This is a genomic window from Streptomyces sp. NBC_00490, assembly GCF_036013645.1.
In the GTDB taxonomy this organism is placed as follows: Bacteria; Actinomycetota; Actinomycetes; order Streptomycetales; family Streptomycetaceae; genus Streptomyces; species Streptomyces canus_F.
The window spans coordinates 7,647,880-7,665,998 of the sequence record NZ_CP107869.1 but is presented as its reverse complement, the minus strand read 5'-3'; the positions used below and the strand labels follow the sequence as shown (position 1 = coordinate 7,665,998).

Here is an 18,119-nt window from a genome sequence, read left to right as displayed (position 1 = left end):
TGACCTCTCACGGAACCACCACGGAACCGAAAAGCAACACGGCAAGGCATTGACCTCCGATGAATTCTGGTCCACCTTTTCATCAATCGGAGTCGAAGTTGGTTGATTGAACCAGCCACATCCCTGACTCGCCCGGTCGCAGGAGGGCCCATCACATGCGTGCACAGAGACTGACCCGCACCTTGACCTGTCTCGCCGTTCTGTCGCTGACCGCCGCCGGCTGCGGCCTGTCGGGCGGCGGTTCGGGCGACGGGGACGCCACGGCCGGCGGGTGCAAGGTCGACAAGGGCAACGTCGGGCCGGGCAAGCTGACCGGGGACGTCAAGGGCACGATCACCTTCCAGACGACGAATCTGAAGAAAGACTTCGGGGACTTCTTCAACGGAGTGATCGCCGACTTCGAGAAGGCCCACCCCGGCGCCGAGGTCAAGTGGATCGACGACCCCGGCGACAACACCTTCACCAGCCGCACGGTCGCCGACGCCCAGGCGTGCACGCTGGCGGACGTCATCAACGTCAACGCGCCGACGGCCACGGCCCTCACCAAGGCCGGCTACCTGCTCGACGTCGGCACCAAGGACCCCGACGCGTCCAAGCCGTTCGTCCCGTCGTTCTGGAAGTCCGGCACCTTCAACGACGCCGACGGCAAGGCGATCCACACCACGCTGCCCTGGTACACCGGCGGTGTCCTGCTGACGTACAACAAGGATCTGCTGGCGAAGGCGGGCATCGACCCGGCGAAGCCGCCGACGAGCATCTTCGGGCTCTTCGCCGACTACGAGAAGATAGCCAAGGCCTCCGACGGCAAGTACTTCGCGACGATGGCCAACCCCATCTGGCGCATCCCCGCCGACTTCGACCAGATGGGCATCAAAATTCTCTCCGCCGACGGCAAGTCCGCCGTCTTCGCCGACGACCCGCGCACCACCCAGTGGGTCGCGTGGATGGCGAAGCTCTACAAGGCGGGCGCGATGCCGAAGGACTCGCTGTCCTCCAGCAACGACCCGTCCACGCTCTACAGCCAGGGCAAGGTGGCCTACGGTTCGACGAACCCGAGTTTCGTGCGGTTCGTGAAGCAGAACAGCCCGTCGGTCTACGACAAGACGGCCGTCGGCCAGCAGCCCTACGACGCGCTCGGCCGCGCCTCCGCCGGCGCCCCGCAGTACATCTCGGTCGCCGCGACCAGCAAGCACGCGTCCACGGCGCTGTCGTTCGCGGAGTTCCTCACCAACGCCGAGAACCAGACGGCCTGGTGCAAGGACCCGGCCGTGGTGATCTTCCCGACCACCACGGAGTCGCTGAGTGACCCGTTCTTCCAGAACGCCACCGGCAGCGACCCGTTCTCCCAGGCCCGCAAGCTCGTCGCCGACCAGCTGAAGACGGCCAGCACCAACCAGACCAACCTCTCCCCGGCCGTGCAGAACGCGATCGTGTCCCAGGTGCAGCTGGCCATGCAGGGCAAGAAGAGCGCGGCGGACGCGGTGAAGGACGCCCAGCAGAAGGCCGACGAGCTGCTGAAGCAGGCGGGCTGACCGTGACGGCTCAGATCACGAAGCCGGTGGCCGTGTCCGGCGCGGAGCGCACCCCCGCCGCGCCGGGCGCGAAGCCCTCCCGACTCCGGGCCCTGCTACCGGGCCCGGCGGCCGGTGCCAACGGGGCCGCGATGTACCGCCGTTGGTGGCTGCCCTGGTTGTGGACGGCCCCCGCGATCGGCTGCGCGGTGGTGTTCGGCGTGTTCCCGTTCCTCAACACGCTCCTGCTGTCGTTCACCGACGCCAAGCCGCTGGGCGGCGCCGCGAGCTTCGTCGGGCTCGACAACTACACGCGGATGCTGGACGACTCCGACTTCTGGCTGGCGACGCGCAACAGCATCCTGTACGCGGTGATCGTCGTCCCGCTGATGGTCCTGCTGCCGCTGCTGCTGGCGGTCCTGGTGGAGAAGAACCTCCCCGGCATCGGCTTCTTCCGCTCGGCCTTCTACACACCGGTGCTGGCCTCCAGCGTGGTCGTCGGTCTGAGCTGGCAGTGGCTGCTCGCCGACGACGGTCTGGTCAACACCTGGCTCGAGAAAGCCCACTTGATCAGGTCGGCGATCCCGTTCCTGTCCGACCCGTGGCTGATCCTGCTGTCCGCGATGGGCCTGACGCTGTGGAAGGGCCTCGGCTGGTACATGGTCTTCTACCTGGCCGCGCTCGGGAACGTACCGAAGGAACTGCACGAGGCGGCGGCCATGGACGGCGCGGGCTCGGTCCGCCGCTTCTGGCACATCACCGTGCCCGGCGTACGGCAGGCCATGATGCTCGTCGGCACGCTCACCGGTATCGGCTCGCTCCGGGTGTTCACCGAGATCTACATGCTCGGCAGCTCCACCGGCGGCCCCGGCGGCGCCGACCGCACCCTGCCGTTCTACATCCGGGACGTCGGCCTGGACCCCATCACCGGCAACGCCGGTTACGGCTCCGCCGTCAGCGTGGCCCTGTTCCTGCTGACGCTGGGGCTGACCCTGCTGGCGCAGCGGCTGACGAAGGAGGACGAGTCGTGACGACCGCTGTTCCGGCCACGCGCCGACGCCTGCTGCCCCGCTGGCGGGACTACGGCCGTCCGCGCGAACTGGTCGTCCGTTACCTGCTGTTGTTCCTCGTGCTCGGCCTCACCGTGGGCCCGCTGGTCTGGCAGCTGCTGGCCTCCCTGAAGAGCACGAGCGAGGACGTCTTCGGCGCCGACGCCACCCTCCTGCCGCACGACCCGACCCTGCGCGCCTACCGCACGGTCTTCGACCAGGTCCCGGTGGCCTCGTACATCAAGAACAGCCTGATCGTGGTCGCCCTGTCGGTCACCAGCCAGCTGGTCTTCTCCACCACGGCCGGTTACATGCTCTCCAAGCCGGGCTGGAAGGGCCGCAAGGCGGTCTGGGTGGTGCTGATCGCCTCCATGATGTTCCCCTTCGAGTCGATCATGGTGTCGCTGTTCCTGAGCATCCGCGACCTCGGCCTGGTCGACAGCCTGGCCGGCGTCTGGCTGCCCGGCTTCGTCGGCGCCATCAACGTCCTGCTGATGCGCGCCGCGTTCCTCGCCGTTCCGCGCGAGATCGAGGACTCGGCGATGCTCGACGGCGCGAACGAGTGGCAGCGCTTCCGGTACCTGTATCTGCCGTCCGCGTGGGGCGCGATCCTGGTGGTGGTCATCAACACCTTCATCAGCGCCTGGGACGACTTCCTGTGGCCACTGATCGTGCTGCGCTCGGAAAGCAACATGACGCTGACGCTGGGTCTTTCGCGGCTGCAGAGCTCGTCGTTCGGCTACGACCAGCGGATGGTGATGGCCGGGTCCGTCATCTCGGTGATCCCGGTGCTGGTGCTGTTCGTGATCACCCAGCGGTGGTTCTACAAGGGCGTCTCGTCCGGGGCCGTCAAGCTCTGACGCCCCGCATGTCCAGCACGATCGGCACGGCACGCAAAGCCGCCCGGGCCGACTCCGCGACACGGATCTCGGCGGAGTCGGTCCGGGCTTCTCTCATCGACAGCGGGAGAACGACCGTACGGCGCTCGCCCGGCTCCAGGCCGACTCCCTGGAACGCGCACAGTTCGAGGGTGCGCGGCCAGGTGGACGTGATCAGGCGCCGCAGATAGACCTGCACGACCGAACGCCCGTACCGCTTCCCCGTGTTGGTGACGTCAAGCGTCACAGCTCCGTCGGTGATCCGGGGTGTGCCGTACGCGAAGCTCGTGTACGACAGTCCGTGCCCGAAGGAGTGGCGCGGCTCCGCGCTCTCGTCGACGTAGCCGCCGTACTCGGTGTCCTTGTGGTTGTAGTAGACGGGGAGCTGGGCGGCCGAGCGCGGGACGGAGACGGGGAGTCTGCCGGTGGGTTCCGCGAGTCCGAGCAGCACCTCGGCGATCACCTCGCCGCCCCATGGGCCCGGATACCAGGCCGTGAGCAGCGCACCGGCCGTGTCGGGGACGACATGCGGCCGGCCCTGGATCAGAACGACCGCCGTGGGCGTGCCCGTTGCGACCACCGCCTCCAGAAGCCGGTACTGGGCGGGACCCAGCCGCAGACCGGCCAGGTCGACGCCCTCGCCGCAGGTCATCTCCGAAACCGCCTTCAGCGCGGCCCCGTTGGCGTCGAACTCGGTGTCGGGGGTACGTGCGCTGCTGCCGCCCAGCACCAGCACGGCCACATCGGAGGCGGCGGCCGCGGCGACGGCGTCGGGGATGCCGGAGAGGTCGTCGCCGGTGAGGGCACAGCCGCGGGCGTGGCGGATGTCCACGCCGGGCGGGGCGAGCCGGCGGAGCCCGTCGAGGACGCTGCTGCCGGTGCCGGGGCGCTGTGGAGCGGTGTAGTCGCCCGACTGGTGGGCGGTGGTGGCGGATTGGGGCCCGATCACGGCGATACGAGAGACGGTGGCCGGAATCGGCAGCACACCCTTGTTGTCGAGGAGTGTGACGGCTGCCCGTGCGAGCTCCTTGCTGATCTCGCTGCCCCCGGTCGGCGGAGGGGGCGTGGCGCGCTGTGCGTCGAACAGCCCCAGCCGGAACTTGAGCCGCAGAACGCGGGCGACGGCGGCGTCGAGCACCGATTCCTCGACCAGCCCCCGCTCGACCGCCTCCTCCAGATGCGTGAAGCCCTCGTCCCAGAGGCTCAGATCGACCCCCGAGTTGAGGGCGAGGGCGCCCGCGGAGACCTTGTCCCCGGTGATGCGGGCCAGTCGGTCGACGGCGAGGCCGTCCGCCATGACCAGTCCGTCGAACTCCCAGCTGTACCGGAGGAGTTCGGTCAGCAGAGCGCGATTCCCCGAGCACGGCATGCCGTCGACCTCGTTGTACGCGGCCATGACCGCGGCCGCTCCGGCCCGGACTCCGGCACGGGCGGCGGGGAGATGGATCTCGTGCAGTTCCCGCAGGCCGAGTTCGGACTCCGCGGAGTTGCGGCCGCCGACGGTGGCGCCCTGTCCGGCGAAGTGCTTGAGGACGACGGGGGCCTTGTCGACGGCGAAGTACTCGTGCGCGTCGCCCTGCATGCCCCGCACAAGCGCCTCGGTGAGCCTCCCCGCGAGGTGGGGATCCTCGCCGAAGCACTCCTCGGTGCGGCCCCAGCGGGGGTCGCGGGCGATGTCGAGGGCCGAGACGAGGGCCACATGGCCACCGCGGGCCCGCAGTTCGGCTGCGGCGTGCGCGGCGGCCCGCTCGTACAGCTCCGGGTCCCACGTGCCGCCGACGGCCAGGTTGACGGGCAGGACCGTGCCGTCGAGGGCCATGAGCCCGTGCGGCACCTCCTCGACGAACAACACGGGGATACCGAGCCGGCTCCGCTCGACGACATGCCGCTGCACCAACTCGGCAAGAGCCGCGGCATCCTCGGCGCCGGGCCCGTTCCCATGGTCCACACCGGACCAGGCATCGGCACGCTGGAGCCCGTAGAGCGCACCGAGCCCCCCGAACCGCTCGGTCTCGGCGTACAGGGCGTCGGTGAGTTCGTAACTCCCGTCGGCAGTACGGCGATAGGCATCCCAGCCGTACATGCGCTGATTGAGCTGACCGACCTTCTCGGGGAGGGTCATCCGGGCGAGGAGGTCATGAACGCGGGCGTCGAGAGGGGCGGTGGGGTCGCGGTAGAGGGACTCACTCATCGACTGCCTCCGCCGTGCGTGGGGTGGCGAGGGGGTCGGGGGCTGAGGCTGGTTCATCGTCCACCTCCGCCTTGCGCAAGGCGGGCGAGGGGGCCGGGGGCTGAAGCTGGCTCATCGTCCACCCTCGCCTTGCGCGAGGCAGGCAAGGACACCAGGGCGCTGAGGCCGGTTCAACGCCCACGTCCACTTTGCGCGGAGCGGACGAAGACACCAGCGGGCTGAAGCCGAACCAACGCCCACCCCCGCTGTGCATCGGGCGGGCGAGGGGACGGAGAGCTGAAGCCGGTTCAACGTCCACCTCCACCTTCCACGGAGCGGACGAAGACACCAGCGCGCTGAAGCCGAACCAACGCCCACCCCCGCTGTGCATCGGGCGGGCGAGGGGACGGAGAGCTGAAGCTGGATCATCGTCCACCTCCACCTTCCACGGAGCGGACGAAGACACCAGGGGACTGAGGCCGATCCAACGCCCGCCCAAACCGCAGGGCCGGCGGAACATCGCTGGCCGAGGGGCCCTCATCGCCCACCACCCCCGTGTGCGAGCCGGGCCAGGGCCACGGCGCCCCGGCAGCCGTCGGCCACCCAGTCGAGGGTCAGGCCGAGGGGGTGCAGGCGGATGGTCAGGGGTTCGGTGAGGGGGCCGTCCGGGCCGAGCAGACCGCCGGTGGCGACGAGCGGTTCTCCCGGGCGGGGTGCCAATGCCCGTACGGTCTCCGCCAGTTGGTCGGCGGCCTCGTCGAGGATGCCCACCGCCACCGCGTCCTGCTCCCGGGCCGCCTCGACGACCAGCGGGGCCAGGCGGGCCAGCCGGATCGGGGGGTCGGTCATGACGGCGGGGAGGAGGTACGCGCGGTAGGCCTCGCGATGGGCGAGCGGCCAGTCCGGTACGGCGGGGCCGCCACCGTCGTACGAGACCACTCCGCCGCCCGCCGAGGGGCCGCCCCTGCCACGCGACGCCCCGGGGCCACCCTGCCCCGGGGGGTCACCGAGCCCGTCCCGGGCCACGCCACCGTCCGGCACCGCGCCACCGCCGGGCAACCCCCCACCCCCCGGCGCCCCACCCCCACTCAGCACCACGCCACCACCCGGCACCACGCCCCCACCACCCGGCAGCACCCCGTCCGGCACTGCGAAAGCCCTCCCCACCAGCACCGCCAGGCCCGTTCCCGGCCCCCGTCCGTCCGCCATCCGCAACGCCGCCCGCACCGCGCTCCGCCCGATCCAGAACCCGCTGCCGTCGTCACCCAGCAGCCAGCCGTCGCCGTCCACCGTCGTCGTGGCCCGGCGCCCGGCGATACGCATCGCGACGGCACCCGTGCCGGCGACCAGGGCGAGGCCGTCGGCCGGGGTGCCGGGTGCGGAGGCGAAGGCGGCCTCGATGTCGCTGCACAGGGCGACCGGCCCGGGCGGGATGCCGAGCCGTCGCAGGGCCCCGGTGAGCGCGGACCGGGCGTGGACGTACCCGGGGTCGTCCGCCGACGTCCCCGTCGCGCCCGCGAACCCGCCGGCCACGGCGACGACCCGGCCCCGCGCCGGCTCCGGCACCGCCGCGGCGATCGCCTCGGCCAGATGGTCGGTGAGCTGCGGCTCCGGGACCGTCAGGGCGTTGCCCGGACCTCCCGAGCCCTCGCCCAGCAAGCGACCGTCCGCGGCGGACGCGCACATCGCCCGGGTGCGGGTGCCGCCCGCGTCGAGTCCGACGACGAGGTCGTGCCGCGCGTCGCCCGAGTCTGCCAAGTTCTGGTTCAAATCATTGCCCATCACTGACTATGGTGGTTGATACATTCGCGCAGAACAAGAGCCGACGTGCACCGAACCCGAGGAGGATCCCATCCGTAAGCTCCGCTTCGGCGTCAACTACACGCCCCGCCGCGGCTGGTTCCACGCCTGGCAGGACTTCGACCCGGCGCACGCCCGCGAGGACCTGGAGCAGATAGCCGGCCTGGGGCTCGACCACGTCCGTGTCTTCCACCTCTGGCCCCTGCTCCAGCCCAACCGGAACCTCATCCGCACCACCGCCGTCGACCAGCTGGTGCGGCTCGTCGACCTGGCGGGCGAGGCCGGCCTGGACGTCCTGGTCGACGGCGTACAGGGCCATCTGTCGAGCTTCGACTTCTACCCGGAGTGGACCCGCAGCTGGCACCACCGCAACGTCTTCACCGACCCGGACGCCATCGAGGCTCAGGCGGAGCTGCTCCGCACCCTCGGCCGCGCCCTGACCGGCCGCCCCCATCTGCTCGGCCTCCAGCTCGGCAACGAGCTCAACAACCTGGTCGAACACAACCCGGTGACCCCCGCCGAGGTGGACCACTACCTCGACACCCTCCTGGCCGCCGCCCGCGACGGTCTCGGCGAGCAGGGCATGGTCACCCACTCCGCGTACGACGCCGCCTGGTACGGCGACGACCACCCCTTCACCCCCGAGGCCTCGGCCCGCAAGGGCGATCTGACCACGGTCCACCCCTGGGTGTTCTCCGGCGACTGCGCCCGCCGCTACGGCCCCCGCTCCCCGCAGGTACGCCATCTCGCCGAGTACGGAACAGAGTTGGCGAAGGCCTACGCCGAGAACCCGGCGCGCCCGGTGTGGGTCCAGGAGACGGGCGCGCCCGAACCGCACATCCCGGCCGCCGACGCCCCGGAGTTCGCCCGCGCGACGGTCCGCAACTCCGCCGACTGCGAGGGACTGTGGGGCGTGACCTGGTGGTGCTCCCACGACGTGGACCGCTCCCTCGCCGACTTCCCCGAACTCGAGTACACCCTGGGCCTGTTCGACTCGGCCGGCCGTCCCAAGCCGATCGCCGAGGCGCTGGCGGAGGCGATCACCGAGCCGCACGCGCCCCGACCCCGGGACACCGCCCTGGTGTTGGACTGCACGCCGGGCACCCGGTCCGTGTCGGGCCCGGGCGGGGAGTACTTCGAGGAGTGGATGCGGTGGCGCACGGACGGGGTGCGCCCGGCGGTCGTCCTGGCCGAACGGGCCGAGGACGAGGGGTACTTGGCCGCGCGCGGAATCAAGGAAGTCGTACGACTTTCCTGATCAGGTTCCGAGATCAGGTTCCGAAATCGGGTTCCCAGGAGGTCGTACGGAGGTCGTACGGCCGTCCTGATCAGCTTCCGGTGAGCACCTCCGCCACCGCCCGCAGGTTCACCCGCCCCCGCCCGTAGGAGCACAGCGCACCGCCCTCCGGCAGCCCGGTGTCCACCCGTACCGCGTCGGGCCGCCGGGCCAGGAGGGCGTCGCGCAGCCGGGCCTGCCAGGGGTGGAGCCCGGCGTCGCAGGTGGCGACGACGAGGGGCCGTTCGCGGGCGAGTATCCCGTCGGCGAGGGCGGTCGGATCCTGCGGCGCACCGGCGACCGCCGTGCCCACGGCCGTGGGGTCGAGGGCACGGACCTCGGTGAGCAGGTCCTCGCCACCCCAGTTGAGAGCGGGGTGCGGGTGCGGGAACAGGTCGACGACATGGGCGCCGCGCACCGCGGACGGCGCCCCCTGGCCGCGCACGGCCCGGCGCGCCGCCTCCAGTCCGGCGTCGGTGTCCCACGCGACGACCCTCTCGGTCGGCGTCGCGTACCGCTCGGCGAGCCGCCGCACCCGTTCCGCGGCCTCCCACACCCGCTCCTCCGGCAGCACGCCGGAGCCCAGCGCGTCGAGGACCTCGTCCCGGCAGGCGAGCGTGACCTCCAGGTCCGGTACGGCGACGATGACCTGGTCGGCCCCGGCCGCGAGGGCGATACGCGCCCCGGCCGCCTCCCCGTACTCGTCGGCGATCGCCTTCATCTCCAGGGCGTCGCTGACCAGGACGCCGTCGAAGCCGAGGTCGTGGCGGAGCAGGTCGCCGAGGATGCGGCGGCTGAGGGTGGCGGGCCGGTTGGCGTCCAGGGCCGGGAAGACGACGTGGGCGCTCATCAGCATCGGCACCCCCGCGGCGACGGCGGCACGGAACGGTTCCAGGTCGGCACGGAGCGCGTCGTACGGCCGTGGGTCGACCGCGATGCCGTGGTGGCTGTCGGTGTCGGTACCGCCGTGGCCCGGGAAGTGCTTGGCGCAGGAGGCGATGGAACGTGCCTCGGTGGCGGCGATCCAGGCCCGCAGATGCCGGGCGGCCACCTCGGGGTCGGCGCCGAAGGAGCGGGTGCGCACGATCGGGTTGCTCGGCAGGTGCTGGAGGTCGGCGACGGGGGCGTACGAGACGGTGATGCCGAGGGTGGCCAGATGCCCGGCGAGTGCGTCGGCGCAGCGTGCGGTGAGGTTGGGGTCGTCGGCGACGCCGAGGGCGTAGGAGCCGGGCACCTCGGGTGCGCCCGCGCCGACCAGGTGCCCGATGCCGCCGCCCTCGTTGTCGATGGCCACCAGCAGATCCGGCCGGATCGCCCGCAGCGCGTCGGTGAGCTCACGGACCTGCTCCGCGTCCCGCACGTTGCGGGTGAACAGGATGACCCCGCCCAGGCCCCGGTCGACCAGCCGTTTCAGGGTGTCGGGGAACGTGGTCGTACCGTCGAACCCGGCGACGAGACAGCGGTGCGCCGCCTCGTCCAGGTCGGACGGGAGGACGGGGCCGGCGGCCGGTTGCGCTGAAAGGGTCACATCCGGATTCTTCTGGCTGACTCAGCCGGAAGTCAACATCGTGATGGATAGTTTGATTCACCACACATCGTGCGGCCGCGAGGCTGTACCACCCGCCCGGCCCCGCCTCAGCCGAGGATCCGCTCCTTCTCCGGCACCGACCGCGCCGGTGCCGTGCGGCCGGGATCGCGCATCCGGCCGTAGGCGTAGATGCAGCCGGCGCTGCCGGCCTAGGGCTGCGGGGGGCCCCGGGCGACCAGGGTGAACACCGCGCGCCGGTGGCGCCGAGGGCGGCCGCCACCGCCAGTAGACAGATCGTGGCGCCCGGCATGAGGGCCGGATCGAAGGCCTGGACGACGCCGAGGACCGCCACCGCGCAGCGCCCAGCGCCCAGGCGGTGACCACGACCGGGTGGATCCGGTCCGGCAGCCACCCGCCGATCGCCCGGAACACCTCCACGACCAGGGCGAACCCGGCGGCCCTGTTGCCCGCGCCCCGTAGCGGTCGGTGAGCGTGAGTCCGACGGTGGCCGCCACGAGGTTGCGCCAGGCAAGGCCGGGCGACTTTTCGGAAGAGCTCTTTACCCCGCTCGATCTTGAGCGCCACGACGGAATCCGGATCGAATGGACCCATGGACACCGCAGGCACCCACGCCTTCCAGGACATTCCCCCCACCACCCTCGCCGACCTGCTGGGCCGTGCCCAGGTCATGGATATCGGCATCCGCCCGCTGTGGGACGCGCCGCGCGTCGCGGGCCCCGCGTACACGGTGCGCTGCGAGCCCGGCGACAACCTGATGCTGCACGCCGCCATCCATCGCGCCGAGCCCGGTTCGATCGTCGTCGTCGAGTCGGGCGACCTGGACTACGCGCTGGCCGGTGGCAACGTCTGTGCCGTGGCCCGGCGGCGGGGCATCGTCGCCTTCGTGCTCGACGGCCTCATCCGCGACCTCTCCGAGGTCCGCGAGGCTGCCTTCCCCGTCTTCGCCCGCGGAGTCGTCCCGATCCCCGGCACGAAGAAGAAACTCGGCACCCTCGGCGAACCGGTCCACGTCGGCGGCGTCCTGATCCGCCCCGGCGACATCGTGGTCGCCGACGAGGAGGGCATCGTCGTCACACCCGCGGCCCGCCGGGAGGAGATCCTCACGGCGGCGCGGGCGAAGCTCGCCAAGGAAGCGGAGGAGACCCTGGACACCTGGGAGGCGAACCACCGGGCACGCATCGACGAGGCGCTGCGCGACCTGGGCGTCAACGGCTGACATCCCCTGGTCTCCCGAATCTCCGTGTTTCCGTGTCTCCCTGTTCTCCCCGCTCCTCCCCTAGTCCTTCGCGGGCTCGGGCTCCTCCGTGAACGACACCGCCAGGGTGGCCTCGAAGCCGGTGCCCTTGACCGGGAAGTGCCACGCGCCGTCCCGCCCTGATCCCACGGCCTGGACCACGCCCGCCGATTCGACGCGGGTGGCGGCCTCCAACTCCTCCCGGGTGTCCGTGAGGTGTCCTTCGCCCGTGTGCAGATACAGCGCGGGCTCGTCGCCGTCGTCCGTCAGCAGCTGCAGGTAGTACTGCTTGCGGAAGACCACGTTGTCCGAGAAGCCGATCCCGAACGAGTCCCGTTCACCGAGGTACACATCGAGGCGGAACACCAGACCCGGTGCCCCGTCCGGGGTCGCGGGCCGTACGGTCCGGTCGACCCAGCCCTCCCAGATCAGCCGGCCGGGCCCGGCCCAGCCGGTGGTCCGGTCTCCCGCCGCCGACAGCGGCTCGTTCAACTCCTCTTCCAGAGGCGGCGGTCCATCGGTGAGGCGGTCCGAGTGGAACGGGCCGTAGCAGTTCTCCGCCTCGGGACTCTGATGGAACAGATCGAAGTCGACTCCCCTCGGTTTCACCGAGACCCCGAAATAGAACTCGCTGCGGCCGAAGAAGTCCTTGCCGCGCAGCACTTCCGCCGCTTCGAGGTGCAGCCGCACATGGTGGGTGCCGTGGAAGAACCGCATGGCGATCTCGAACGCCTCGCGCGAGGTGATGAGGGAGTCCGGCCCGCCGTGGCACTTGTGCACGAACGTCCGCGGCGCGCCCGGCAGTTGGGCCGACGCCTGCTTCACCAGTCCGTCACTGCGGTTGTGGACCAGGCTGCCTTCGTCGGTCAGACTCACGATCCGGTTCGCCACGGAGGCGATCGCGACCCCGAAACTGCGGTGGTCCGTCCCCACCACGGTGAGGACACGCTTGACGGGGAACCAATCGTTCCAGCGCCTGAACTCCGTGCTCCCCGGATCGAACGCCGCGAGTTCGTCCGCCGCCTCGGCGACCCCCGGCACGTGTTCCACGAGTACACGCGGCAGCACCTGAAAGGCGATACCCCGGTGCGGGGTACCGAGCGTCACGATCCGGTGGACCAGTTCCCCCGGGCCCGGCTCCCCCGCGGGGGCGTCACTCATCCGCCGGAGCGCGGCCCGTACGACGAGCCCTCCCATGCTGTGCGCCACGATGTCGACGCCCGGGAACGGCTCCCCGCCACCGCCGTTTCGGAGGGCGGCGCGCCGAATGATGTCGATCAGGCGTACCAGCCCCGCCCCGTACCCGTCGATCGTCCTCGGTTCGAGGTCGTAGTAGCGGTAGATCCACAGCGTCCCGTCCACACCGTCGCGCAGCACACGATCCGCCATGCCCGGATCGAGGACCACGCTCCCGGCCAGGAGATCCTCGTCCCAGTCCCCCGCGCCCGGCGGTACGGGCAGCGGGCGGGTGTAGTAGCCGACGACGTTGGTGGCGTCCCGGTAGGGATGCTCCGGGTACTTCAACGCCCGCAGCACGAAGCCCTCGTAGATGAAGTTCTCCCCGCGACGGCTGGGATACACGGTCCCTTCGTTGAAGCCCTGGTAGGCGTTGCGCCGAACGCCACCGACATCCGGCCCGCCGAACCCTCGCACCAGAATCAGTGGCCGTACGAAAGCGGTCATCGCGCCCTCCCCCGATAGTGAACCTGGGCACCTCCGCAGTCCCGCCCTACCAGAGTCCCGACCGCGTGAACACATCGGCTTCGGCAACTACGCCCCGAATCGGGCTCGTTCAGGGGCCCGTGCGCAGAGACCGTGCGCCCGACGACGTACCCGTCCCCCACGGTCGACTCCTCGGCATCCACGACATCACCGACTCCCCACCGTGCGCGGCTCGTTGATCGAGGGGACGTATCCGGCTCCTCGTCACAAGGCAGGCTCAGGGCCGCGGTGGACGGGTGCGCCCGGCCGCCCAGGACGTGGTCGACTCGCTGCGCACGATGCCGCGCAGGCCCGACCGGATCAGCCCTCGTCCGGCGTCAACCGCAACGAGATGCTGTTGATGCAGTACCGCTGATCCGTCGGGGTGGCATACCCCTCGCCCTCGAACACATGCCCAAGATGCGACCCGCACCGAGCACACCGCATCTCGGTCCGCACCACCATCCCGTTGCGGCCGGTCGGACACCAACTCCACGGCGTCGGTGTCCTTCGGGTCGCAGAAGAAGGGCGAGCCAACGGCGGGCGCCCTCCCCCAGGTTGAGAAACGCGATCTTCTCCGGGGGTGCGTGGATCCGGCTGGGGCCGATGGGTGCCGCGGCAGTCGGGTTGGTGCGGGTAGTGGGCGTCAACGATCCGTCGACTTAGGGACGTTGAGAGCCGATCGCGACAGATCTCTTCCAGCCGCACCTGGGGCATCGTGGCCAAGGCGAGCTCGTCGCCGGTCACCCAGCACCCCGCCGGGCGTCAGCGCTCGTCGAAGTTGGCCTGCGGCCGAAGGCGGTCCGGAAGAGAAGACGTGAGACGACGACTGAGCGGCCTTCTCCGCTTCTCATGAACTAGATCACGCCACCTCAACTCGATTCGCGTTGCGCCTGCAACGCATGATGCGAGAGGATGTTCGACGTTCTGTGAGCCGTGCGTGACGCACGATGACGCAGTGGCGAGCGGGAAACCGCAGTGCACAACACGCTTACGGGGGTGGGTTGATGAAGTTCGACATGGGATCGACGACGCTGTCGGAGCTCGGCAAGAGAACCGCCGGGTCCAGCGTGGACCTGGGCACGCTGATCTCCTGGCTGATCCAGGCGGCGGAGCCGTTGGAGGGAAAGTTCAACGGGGCGGGCAAAGCCGCGTTCGACAGGTTCAAGCTGCATGCCGACGAGATCACGGACGCGCTGAACGGCTCGCTCAGCGCGATTCTGGGCGGTCAGTCCGGCATGGACACCGCGTTCGGCACGGGTGACCTGGAGCTGGAGGACAACGCCCACCAGAACATGGGCGCTGCCAACTTCGACGCGGCACGCTTCGGAGCCCGGTAACCGCGGCAGCACGCACGCGCTGCTCCGCCGACGTCCACGTCACCGTCACCGTTTTCAAGGGGGAACTCGACCATGGGTCAGAACCTGGACCGCCGCTCGTACGACACCGGCGCCTCGAGTGAGGTGCAGATCAGCCTGCACGGCATCATCGGCCAGTTGGAGAGCGTGCTGACCGACCGTGACGGCGCGGTGAAGGCCGCGATGGCCGACTTCGCCGCCGACGGCGTCGCCGAGGAGTACCACGGCAAGGAACTGCGTTGGCACCGCGCCGCCGACGAGGTCCGCGAGATCATCCGGCTGGTCCGCACCACGATGGAGCAGAACGACGGCACCGCGCAGTCGACCCTGGCCAGAGCCCGGGCCGCTGTCGACAACATCGGCTGACCGCGAACACACAGCAGCAGCGAACGGGGAGAGGGAAACGGGGGCTGACGCATGCCGGGGTGGGACATTTCTCCGTCCGGGGTCGGAGTGGTGGTCTCGCGAGTGGGGGACGTCATGAAGGTCCTGGACGACATCGTCCAGGCGTACGCAGGTGACGTGGAAGGCGCGGCCACCGCGGCCGGGACGATCGCTCCGGGAGGGGCGAGCGGGGGGCACAAGGGGCAGACCGGGCTGGTGGCCGCGGCACTCGCGGAGTTCATCGAGGGCACGGCGGACGAGCTGAGGTTCATCGGCACGCGCGTCGGCAAGTCGGTGAACGGCGCGGTGGACGCCACCGTCGCCTACCGGGACGGCGACCTGGAGATGGCGGCCGAGATGCAACAGCGGGCCGCCGGACTGGTGATGCCCGACATGCCGGACGGCTGGAAGGCGGGACGCCTGTGATCCAGCCGGAGTCCATCCCTCTGTTCACCGGCGACCTCGGCCTGCTGGAGCACCACATCGACGCTCTCGGGCTCGAAGCGGACGGCATCCGCCAGGCCGGCGGCGAAGCTCATCGGCAGTTCCAGGGACTGTCGGCCTTCTACCAGGCCCCGGAGGCGGAGGATCTGTTCGCCTCCACCGCGCCGGCCCGCGACGCCGCCGACGGTTTCGGCGAGAAGGTCGCCACGGTGGCCGACGCGCTGCGCACCTACGCGGCCGAAGTCGCCCCGATCGCACGGCGATTGGAGCACCTGAAGGGCCAGGCGACCGCCTTCGTGGCGGGGCTGAAGACCGACAGCGGCGCGTTCGACGAGAACTGGACCGACGACGCGGACAAGGTCTCCGAGCACCAGGCCCTCATGCATGACGTGGCCGTCGCGCAGGCCGCGTTCACGGCCGCGGAGATCGCCTGCAACAACAAGATCACAGCCTTGGTCGGCGGCACCCAGTACGTCATGAACACCGGCGCCAAGCAGTTCATCCCGCGCGGCGCGGAACTCTACGGCTACAGCGCCGAGGTGCTGGACCACGCCCAGGAACTGCCCTGGGGCACGCCGGAGACCCAGTCCCACGACTGGTGGGATACGGACGATCTCGGCTACTACGCCAAGAGCTTCTTCTGGGACGGGTTCATCGTCGACAACGTCTGGGGCACCATCGACGGCCTCGCGACCCTGACCGGCCTCCACGGCTCGGAAGAAGCCGGGCAGTCCTGGGAAGGCCTGCTCCGCGTGGTCGTCGGCTCCGAGACCTACCTCATGGAAGCCGGCGGCCAGGAACCCACCGGGGTCTTCGCGACCGACTTCGCCCAGGACAGCAAGGCGTACGCCAAGGAGTTCGGCAAGTCCTTCGTCGCCTGGGACATGTGGAAGGAGAACCCGGCCCGCGCCGCCGCCACCGTCCTCTTCAACGGCCTCACCCTGGGCGCCGGCCCTCTCAAGATCGCCTCAGCGGGCAGAGTGGGCACCGGCGCCAAGGTCGCAAGCACGGTCGCGAAGGTCGGCGACGCCATCGACCCGATCGGCGCCGCGGTCAAGGTGACGGGACACGCCGTACCGAAAATCGCCGAGATCACGGCGAACCTGCGCGGGGTCAACGACATCCCCGACCTGACCGCGCCGCACAGCGTTTTGGAACTCTCCGACGGCTCCAAGGTCCGTATCGAGAACGGCGAGTTCATCCCCCTCGACCGCAATGGCAACGCCGTCGGTGACACTCCTCACCGGGAGCTGCCTGCCGACGTACGCGCCCCTCAGCGCCAGACACCATCAGAGAGAGAACTCGCAGGTGTCGGTGCAGGGGCCCGTACGTCTGAAGCCACGGCTCACGTCGGCGATGGCGCATCGCCGCATTCAGGCGACGGGACGTCGGCGGCTGGCGAGACCCCATCGGGGCACAGCCGGGATATCCCTGACGGGACGGGAACCGCGCGCTCCCACACTTCCGGGGCAGGCGGTGGTGGCAGTGACGCGGGCGGCTCGTCGGTCGGCGGAGGTTCGCACCTGCCCGAGGGCCCCATGGAGCCTCGCGGCAACCTCCCGGACGGCTCCTGGGAGGGGCCGCAGGGTCTGAGGCTCACTCCGGAAGAGAACGCCGCCACGGGCCGGTTCATAGACCGCGCCCTGGCGACCGAGCCGCGTATCACAGCAGCGATGCAAGCGGCTGCTGGCCACGTCGAGCACGGGAAGCTCAACGGGCTTGAGTACCGCACGAAGGGTGAGGATTCCCTCAAGCGTAAGGTTGCTACGGCCCTGCTCGAGGACGCCCGGCTGACACCGGACCGCGCTCTGGCCAACATCAGGGATTCGCTTCGATACACGGTCGAGGTTCCCACCAGGGACTACTCACACGGCGTGCAGCAGGCCGTCGACGAACTGCGTGCCCGGGGGTTCGAGAATGTCACGTTCAAGAACACCTGGGAGGGCTCTGGATACAAGGGCATCAATTCCACTTGGCGGGACCCTTCGACTGGTCAGATATTCGAGGTGCAGTTCCACACTCCCGAAAGCTTCGCCGCCAAGATGGACACCCATGTCCTCTACGAGAAGGGCCGCCTTCCCGGCATCTCCCGGGAGGATTTCGACGCCATTCAGGCTGCACAGAACGACCTGTTCGACAGGGTTCCAGTTCCCCACGGAGCCGACTCGATTCGACTCCACCATGATCTGCACGGCGCAGGGCCCGCTGATGGCCCCGACGTTGGCCTGGGACGGCACAGTGACGAGTCTGTGCATGGGAACGGACCGCCGCCGGAGCTCACCCCGGAGCAGCGCACAGCTCACGACACACATCTGAATGCTCTTGCAGAGCGGTACAGCGACGACTTCGACCAGCTGAAGCAAGACCCTGATCACAAGGGCAAGGTGAAGCCGTCGGAAATGGACGAAGCCCGCGTCGCGCTGGATCTCCGCGAAAACGGGAAAGTCCCCACCGACATCCAACGACCCCCCGGCGCCAACCAGGGCGATCTTTATTCGCCGAGCACTGGAGAGTTCTACGACATCAAGGGAGTGCACTCGGACTGGCCTCCCCTGAACAACGTCCGCGACAAGTCGCTGCCGTTCAAGGGGGCTTACAACCCGGCGAACAACCAGGGATGGGTGCGCAAGCTGGAGGATCAAATCGTCACCAAGGGGCGCATGGTTATCCTCGACATGCGCAATGCCGACCAAGCGGCGATCGACGACGTCAGGTCGATCGTCGAGCAGCACGGGTGGAGTGATCGAGTTGTCTGGTATCCGTGA

The 18,119-nt window shown here is 69.9% G+C and carries 12 protein-coding genes and 2 pseudogenes; 9 read left to right on the top strand and 5 right to left on the bottom strand.

Annotation, left to right across the window (positions count from 1 at the left end):
• Positions 1-155: 155 nt before the first annotated feature.
• Genes OG381_RS35075 through OG381_RS35065 form a run of 3 tightly spaced genes read left to right on the top strand, consistent with a single transcriptional unit; the run spans position 156 to position 3,420 of the window.
• Positions 156-1,532, top strand: a complete 1,377-nt coding sequence (locus OG381_RS35075; protein WP_327720007.1) for an extracellular solute-binding protein — start codon at positions 156-158, stop codon at positions 1,530-1,532.
• A 2-nt stretch (positions 1,533-1,534) separates the two neighbouring features.
• Positions 1,535-2,542, top strand: coding sequence for a carbohydrate ABC transporter permease (locus tag OG381_RS35070; RefSeq protein ID WP_327720006.1), 1,008 nt, complete (start codon positions 1,535-1,537; stop codon positions 2,540-2,542).
• Positions 2,539-3,420 carry a carbohydrate ABC transporter permease gene (locus OG381_RS35065; protein WP_307024645.1) on the top strand — a complete coding sequence of 294 codons (882 nt, stop codon included), beginning with the start codon at positions 2,539-2,541 and terminating at the stop codon, positions 3,418-3,420. Before OG381_RS35070 ends, OG381_RS35065 begins: the two co-directional genes overlap by 4 nt.
• Here the strand turns inward: OG381_RS35065 and OG381_RS35060 are convergent.
• A complete protein-coding gene (locus OG381_RS35060) occupies positions 3,410-5,629 on the bottom strand; it encodes a glycoside hydrolase family 3 N-terminal domain-containing protein (RefSeq protein ID WP_327720005.1) in 2,220 nt (739 codons plus the stop codon). The genes OG381_RS35065 and OG381_RS35060 overlap by 11 nt on opposite strands.
• Before the next feature lie 516 nt (positions 5,630-6,145).
• The gene (locus OG381_RS35055) at positions 6,146-7,390 is read right to left on the bottom strand and encodes an N-acetylglucosamine kinase (RefSeq protein WP_327720004.1); all 1,245 of its coding nucleotides are present in this window, start codon (positions 7,388-7,390) and stop codon (positions 6,146-6,148) included.
• Between the two features lie 8 nt (positions 7,391-7,398).
• Here OG381_RS35055 and OG381_RS35050 point away from each other — a divergent pair.
• Positions 7,399-8,666: pseudogene (locus tag OG381_RS35050) on the top strand (glycoside hydrolase 5 family protein).
• Positions 8,667-8,736: 70 nt separating this feature from the next.
• Here the strand turns inward: OG381_RS35050 and OG381_RS35045 are convergent.
• Entirely contained in the window at positions 8,737-10,212 is a 1,476-nt protein-coding gene (locus tag OG381_RS35045; protein ID WP_327720003.1) for a glycoside hydrolase family 3 N-terminal domain-containing protein, read from the bottom strand.
• 610 nt (positions 10,213-10,822) lie between these two features.
• On the opposite strand from OG381_RS35045, the gene OG381_RS35040 reads away from it, so the two are divergent.
• A complete protein-coding gene (locus OG381_RS35040) occupies positions 10,823-11,449 on the top strand; it encodes an RraA family protein (protein WP_327720002.1) in 627 nt (208 codons plus the stop codon).
• Positions 11,450-11,509: 60 nt separating this feature from the next.
• On the opposite strand, the gene OG381_RS35035 is transcribed toward OG381_RS35040, so the two are convergent.
• Together OG381_RS35035 and OG381_RS35030 are read right to left on the bottom strand one after the other, a co-directional pair.
• Positions 11,510-13,150 carry an esterase/lipase family protein gene (locus OG381_RS35035; RefSeq protein WP_327720001.1) on the bottom strand — a complete coding sequence of 547 codons (1,641 nt, stop codon included), beginning with the start codon at positions 13,148-13,150 and terminating at the stop codon, positions 11,510-11,512.
• Between the two features lie 339 nt (positions 13,151-13,489).
• Positions 13,490-13,703: pseudogene (locus OG381_RS35030) on the bottom strand (peptide-methionine (R)-S-oxide reductase); the annotation flags it as partial.
• Positions 13,704-14,175: 472 nt separating this feature from the next.
• On the opposite strand from OG381_RS35030, the gene OG381_RS35025 reads away from it, so the two are divergent.
• From OG381_RS35025 to OG381_RS35010, 4 genes are all read left to right on the top strand, one after another.
• Entirely contained in the window at positions 14,176-14,508 is a 333-nt protein-coding gene (locus tag OG381_RS35025; RefSeq protein WP_327720000.1) for a hypothetical protein, read from the top strand.
• Positions 14,509-14,580: 72 nt separating this feature from the next.
• Positions 14,581-14,892 (top strand): pore-forming ESAT-6 family protein, encoded by a 312-nt coding sequence (locus OG381_RS35020; protein WP_327719999.1) that lies wholly within the window; start codon positions 14,581-14,583, stop codon positions 14,890-14,892.
• A 51-nt stretch (positions 14,893-14,943) separates the two neighbouring features.
• The gene (locus OG381_RS35015) at positions 14,944-15,336 is read left to right on the top strand and encodes a DUF6507 family protein (protein ID WP_327719998.1); all 393 of its coding nucleotides are present in this window, start codon (positions 14,944-14,946) and stop codon (positions 15,334-15,336) included.
• Complete coding sequence (locus OG381_RS35010) at positions 15,333-18,119, top strand: hypothetical protein (protein WP_327719997.1); 2,787 nt, start codon at positions 15,333-15,335, stop codon at positions 18,117-18,119. The genes OG381_RS35015 and OG381_RS35010 overlap by 4 nt, the downstream gene beginning before the upstream one ends.

What these genes read in the sequence shown, in the direction of transcription:
- OG381_RS35015 (WP_327719998.1), top strand. Translation starts at nt 14,944, where the DNA reads ATGCCGGGGTGGGACATTTCTCCGTCCGGGGTCGGAGTGGTGGTCTCG.
- OG381_RS35060 (WP_327720005.1), bottom strand. Translation starts at nt 5,629, where the DNA reads ATGAGTGAGTCCCTCTACCGCGACCCCACCGCCCCTCTCGACGCCCGC.
- OG381_RS35025 (WP_327720000.1), top strand. Translation starts at nt 14,176, where the DNA reads ATGAAGTTCGACATGGGATCGACGACGCTGTCGGAGCTCGGCAAGAGA.
- OG381_RS35055 (WP_327720004.1), bottom strand. Translation starts at nt 7,390, where the DNA reads ATGGGCAATGATTTGAACCAGAACTTGGCAGACTCGGGCGACGCGCGG.
- OG381_RS35035 (WP_327720001.1), bottom strand. Translation starts at nt 13,150, where the DNA reads ATGACCGCTTTCGTACGGCCACTGATTCTGGTGCGAGGGTTCGGCGGG.
- OG381_RS35040 (WP_327720002.1), top strand. Translation starts at nt 10,823, where the DNA reads ATGGACACCGCAGGCACCCACGCCTTCCAGGACATTCCCCCCACCACC.
- OG381_RS35075 (WP_327720007.1), top strand. Translation starts at nt 156, where the DNA reads ATGCGTGCACAGAGACTGACCCGCACCTTGACCTGTCTCGCCGTTCTG.
- OG381_RS35020 (WP_327719999.1), top strand. Translation starts at nt 14,581, where the DNA reads ATGGGTCAGAACCTGGACCGCCGCTCGTACGACACCGGCGCCTCGAGT.